The sequence below is a fragment of the Klebsiella sp. MS 92-3 genome (assembly GCF_000195655.1).
GTDB lineage: Bacteria > Pseudomonadota > Gammaproteobacteria > Enterobacterales > Enterobacteriaceae > Klebsiella > Klebsiella pneumoniae.
The window spans coordinates 2,731-7,651 of sequence record NZ_GL882780.1; the positions used below are offsets into that span (position 1 = coordinate 2,731).

Below are 4,921 nucleotides of genomic sequence, written 5' to 3' on the forward strand. Positions count from 1 at the left end.
CCCCCCCCCCCCCCCCCCCCCGAAGTCCTGCCCGATATGCTACCCGCCATCGCCCCTCGCCGGACGGGGCGATGGCGCCAGACAGCCGATAAGGATGCCGCCATGCCCGTAAATTTTGACTTCAACGATCTCTACGCCTTTCGCGCCCTGATGGAATATGGCAGTTTTCGGCTGGCGGCCGAATCCATCTGCCTGTCGCAGTCGGCCCTTAGCCGACGCATCGAAAAGCTGGAGACGGCGCTGGGCAACCGGCTGTTCGATCGCACCACCCGGCGGGTGACCCTCACGCTGTATGGGCAAAATTTTGCCGAACGTTCGGAGCAGCTGCTGGCCCATGTCGAGACGGTGCTGGCGGATATCAGCCAGGTCAGCAAGGCGCGCACCGGGCTGGTGACGGTGGCGACAGTGCCCTCCGCCGCCTACTACTTTATGCCGGAAATCATCCGCAGCTTTCAGGCGCGTTATCCCCAGGTGCGCATCCGGTTGATTGACAGCAGCGTCGGGAATGTGATCGAGGCGGTCAGCAGCGGACAGGCTGACTTTGGCCTCTGCTTTGCCAAAAACCTGCCAGCCAGTATCGAATTCACCCCTCTTGCCGACGACCGCTATGTGGCCGCCTGTCGGCACGATCATCCGCTGGCGCGCAAGACGCACCTAAGCTGGCAGGCGTATTTTGAACAGGATTATATTGGCCTGGATCGGGTCTCCGGCAACCGGACGCTGCTTGACCGGGAGCTGGCGCATCTGACGCCGGCGCGGCCAAGTATCTGCGAAACCCGCCACGTCACCACGATGCTGGGGATGGTGGAAGCGGGCATCGGCATTGCCGCCGTGCCCGCGATGTCGATGCCCGCCGGGGAGCATTCCGTTCTCCGCGCTGTGCCGCTCACCGACCCGGTGGTCACGCGTACGGTAGGCCTGATCCGCCTCAGCGGCCGTATTCAGTCCTACGTGGCGGCAGAGCTGGAGAAGCTGATTATTGAACAGTATCCTTCTGGCTGACCGGCGCGGCGGCGGCTACGCTTCGCATACCGGTGGCGTGGATGGTCTCCTGCGCCGCCGGTGACGCCAGATACGTCAGCAGCGCCTTGCCTTCCTGCGGGTGGTCGGCGCTGATGGTCACCGCCCCGGCAAAGCGGGTGATGTACTGCAGGTTATCCGGCAGTTCGCCGACGAAGGTTACGCCGGGCACCGGCAGCAGTTCGCTCACCTGCTGAAAACCGATCGCATACCGTCCCTTGGCCACTTCCGAGGCCACCGGAATGCGCTCCACCATCTGCGCTTTACTCTGCATCGCGTCATCAATGCCCAGGGTGTGGAACAGCGTCGAGCTGACATAGCGTCCGCTGGCGCTGTCGGAGTACGCGACCGATGGCGCCGCCAGCAGCGTCGCCCGCAGCTGGTCTGCGCTGTGGATAGCCGGCAGCGGCGCCCCCGCCTTCACCACCACGCCGATCGGCGAGTCGGCCAGCTCCCGGCGCGAATCCGGTTGCGTACGGCCCGCTTTCTCGAGGCTGGTCAGCGCGTCCCCGACCATGATCACCACGTCCGCGTGTTCGCCGCGCGCCAGACGGTTAGGGATCGCCTGCGGCGTTTTTCCCATCGACGGGCCAGGGATCACCACGAGGTGGTTGCCGGTTTGTTTTTCCCACGCCGGGGCCAGCTTTTCCAGCGCCGCTTTGAAGCCGCCGGAGATCATCACGGTGACCTCAGCGGACAACGCGCTGCCGCCGGTGGCGGCCAGCAGCAGCGTGGCTAGCAGGGTTCCTGTCGTTTTACGCATCATCTTCTCCCTGATTAACGTGCCGTCTGCAGCGCAACGGCGCTACGGCGATAGAGGTAGCAAGTGGCCAGCAGGCCGCAGATGGCGGCAAAGCTCATCCAGTAGCCGGGAGACGCTTTATCACCGGTATACTCGATCAGCGCCGTGGAAATCACCGGCGTGAAGCCGCCAAATACCGCCGTCGCCAGGCTGTAGGCCAGCGAGAAACCTGCCACGCGCACTTCGGCAGGCATAATTTCGGTCAGCGCCGGGATCATCGCCCCGTTGTACATGCCGTAGATAAACGACAGCCACAGCAGCACGCTCAGCATCATCAAAAAGCTCGGCGCGTTCGCCAGCAGGGTCAGCGCAGGCCAGGCGGTAGCCAGCGCCAGCAGGGTCATGGCAATCAGCACCGGCCGGCGGCCAAAGCGGTCGGACAGCGCCCCGCCCACCGGCAGCCAGAAGAAGTTGGAAATCGCCACCAGCAGCGTAACCAGCAGGCTGTCAGAGGCGCTGAGCATCAGCACCTTTTTACCAAAGGTCGGCGCATAGACGGTGATCAGATAGAACGCGGTGGTGGTCATCGCCACCATCATCATCCCGGCGATAACCACCTGCCAGTTCGCCAGCAGCGTGGCGAACACCTGGCGCATCGCCAGATGATGGCGGCGGGCGGTAAACTCCTGGGTCTCCTCCAGCTTACGGCGCAGGATGAAAATGAACGGAACAATCAGGCAGCCGAAGACGAACGGAATGCGCCAGCCCCAGTCGCTGATGGCGCTCTGCTCCAGCACCGCGTTGAGGGCAAAGCCCATCGCGGCCGCCACCATGATGGCAACCTGCTGACTGCCCGACTGCCAGCTGGTGTAAAAGCCTTTGCGACCCGGTGTGGCGATCTCGGCCAGATAGACCGACACCCCGCCCAACTCGGCGCCAGCGGAAAAGCCCTGCAGCAGACGGCCGATCAGCACCAGCAATGGCGCCCACAGGCCAATGGTCTGGTAAGAGGGGATCAGCACGATCAGGAAGGTGCCGGTGGCCATGATCGACAGGGTGACGATCAGCCCCTTGCGCCGCCCCACCTTGTCGATGTAGGCGCCAAGCACGATGGCGCCGATGGGGCGCATCAAAAAGCCGGCGCCAAAGACTGCGAAGGTCATCATCAGCGAGGCGAATTCACTGCTCGCCGGAAAAAAGGTATGGGCGATGTAGGTGGCATAAAACCCGAACAGAAAAAAGTCGAACTGTTCGAGAAAGTTACCGGACGTGACGCGCAGAATGGCGCCGATCCGGTCACGGGTACTCATCTGTGAGGTTGTTGAATGCATGCAGGTCTCCAGTTTGTTATCCACGCGTTGTCGCGCGCCTGTCGCTGAAGACTGAAACAGAACCGGGAACGAAATAAGCGTAATAAACGCATCCACTAATGCATTTTACGCATGAATAACATTTAACTAATTAACATTACTTTTACATACAATCGTTTAACACACACCGTCCTAACCACGCCGCGGGTGACGGCGAAAAAGTCAGTTTTCCGTTTTGTGACCGGGGCCAGGATATGTCGCCGTGGGTTGAAGGCATAAAACCTGGCCTGGGGTAACAAAATACCCTGCCGGCTGTAAAGCGCGTCAGGAAGCGGTGGACTCCCCCACCAGCGTCTGCAACAGGGAGATAAGCCAGCGGGTAGCCTCGCGTTTCCCGCTGCGTTGGTGGGCGTAAATCTTGACGTCAAACGGCGGAACCGGAAACGGCAGCGGGAAAATGGTCAGCCGGGCGGCGCGGGCCATCGTCTCCGCCGCTCGCCGGGGCAGCGCCATCAACAGGTCGCTCTGCTCAATAATGAAGGGCGCGCTCAGCATCGAGGGGGTTTTCATCGCCACCTGCCGCGAATAGCCCTGCCGCTCCAGCTCACAGTCCAGCACCCCCTGCCGCTCATTCCACGGGGTCACCACCAGATGACGGGCAGCAAGGTAGGCGTCCAGGGTCAGCGCCGTCCGGTTGGCCTGGCTGATGACCACATATTCGTCCCGCAGCCAGTTAATCTCCTCAAGATCGGGATGGGCTGGCTCGTCAGGGGTATTGAACCCGAGGGCCAGGTCGACCTCGCCCGCCAGCAGCTCGGTCAGCGCCGGGCTGTGGGGCAGATAACGGAGCTCAAACCGCAGCCCGGGCGCCTCACGCTGCAGGTGATGCATCAGCGTCGGAAAGACGCAGAACGCGGTGAAATCGGTGATCGCAATCTGCATGCAGTCGGTGCTGGCGGCCGGCACAAACGCCGCCGGCGGCGTCAGCTCCTGGTTGAGAAACTTCAGCGCCGAAGCGATAGAGGGCGCCAGCTGGCTGGCATAGACGCTGGGGCACATCCGGTGGCCTTCGCGGTAGAACAGCGGATCGTTGAGGGCGCTGCGCAGCCGGGAAAGCGCATGGCTCAGCGCCGAGGTGCTCATCGCCAGCTCTTCCGCCGCCAGGCGTACCGAGCGGGAGCGATAGACCGCGTCAAAGACCGGCAACAGGTTGAGGTCAATCCGGCGCAGGACAGGATGCATAATATTCATCGTTTGCTGATTTCATTGCACTTAATTCTTTTCACAATACCGCTTATCCTCAGGGTCAGCAATTTTGCTCTCTTTTGACTATGGATACAGGACACCCCATGAGCATCACAATCCGCCAGGCCACCCCGGACGACGCCACCGCTATCTACGACATGATTTATGAACTCGCGGTCTACGAGAAAGCCCCCGAAGAGGTAGTGACGACGCCAGAGGAGATCAGAGAGACGCTGTTTGCCAGCGGCAGCAAAACCGAAGCGCTGATCTGCGAGGTGGCGGGCAAAGCGGTGGGCTACGCGGTGTTTTTCACCAGCTACTCCACCTGGCTTGGACGCAATGGTATCTATATGGAGGATCTGTACGTCACCCCCGACTATCGCGGGATCGGCGCCGGAAAAGCGCTGCTGAAAACCATCGCGCAATATGCTGTACAACGTCAGTGCGGGCGTCTGGAGTGGAGCGTGCTCGACTGGAACCAGCCGGCGATTGATTTCTATCTGAGCATTGGCGCGCAGCCGCAGGATGAATGGGTGCGTTATCGCCTCACTGGCGATGCGCTGCGGGCCTTTGCGGAGTAAAGCGGCTCCCCCCCCCCCCCCCC

5 protein-coding genes are annotated in these 4,921 nt (G+C 61.8%); 2 read left to right on the forward strand and 3 right to left on the reverse strand.

The window, feature by feature from the left end:
• The first annotated feature begins 102 nt into the window (after positions 1–102).
• Positions 103–1,002 carry a LysR family transcriptional regulator gene (locus tag HMPREF9538_RS18620; protein WP_004152315.1) on the forward strand — a complete coding sequence of 300 codons (900 nt, stop codon included), beginning with the start codon at positions 103–105 and terminating at the stop codon, positions 1,000–1,002.
• Here HMPREF9538_RS18620 and HMPREF9538_RS18615 read toward each other — a convergent pair.
• The 3 genes from HMPREF9538_RS18615 to HMPREF9538_RS18605 all read right to left on the reverse strand — a co-directional run bounded on the left by HMPREF9538_RS18615 (position 977) and on the right by HMPREF9538_RS18605 (position 4,323).
• The gene (locus HMPREF9538_RS18615; RefSeq protein ID WP_004899032.1) at positions 977–1,786 is read right to left on the reverse strand and encodes a substrate-binding domain-containing protein; all 810 of its coding nucleotides are present in this window, start codon (positions 1,784–1,786) and stop codon (positions 977–979) included. The genes HMPREF9538_RS18620 and HMPREF9538_RS18615 overlap by 26 nt on opposite strands.
• An 11-nt stretch (positions 1,787–1,797) precedes the next feature.
• Complete coding sequence (locus HMPREF9538_RS18610) at positions 1,798–3,093, reverse strand: MFS transporter (protein WP_032422930.1); 1,296 nt, start codon at positions 3,091–3,093, stop codon at positions 1,798–1,800.
• A gap of 303 nt (positions 3,094–3,396) precedes the next feature.
• Positions 3,397–4,323, reverse strand: a complete 927-nt coding sequence (locus HMPREF9538_RS18605; protein ID WP_002910715.1) for a LysR family transcriptional regulator — start codon at positions 4,321–4,323, stop codon at positions 3,397–3,399.
• Between the two features lie 98 nt (positions 4,324–4,421).
• On the opposite strand from HMPREF9538_RS18605, the gene HMPREF9538_RS18600 reads away from it, so the two are divergent.
• Positions 4,422–4,898, forward strand: coding sequence for a GNAT family N-acetyltransferase (locus tag HMPREF9538_RS18600; RefSeq protein ID WP_002910717.1), 477 nt, complete (start codon positions 4,422–4,424; stop codon positions 4,896–4,898).
• Positions 4,899–4,921 lie beyond the last annotated feature (23 nt).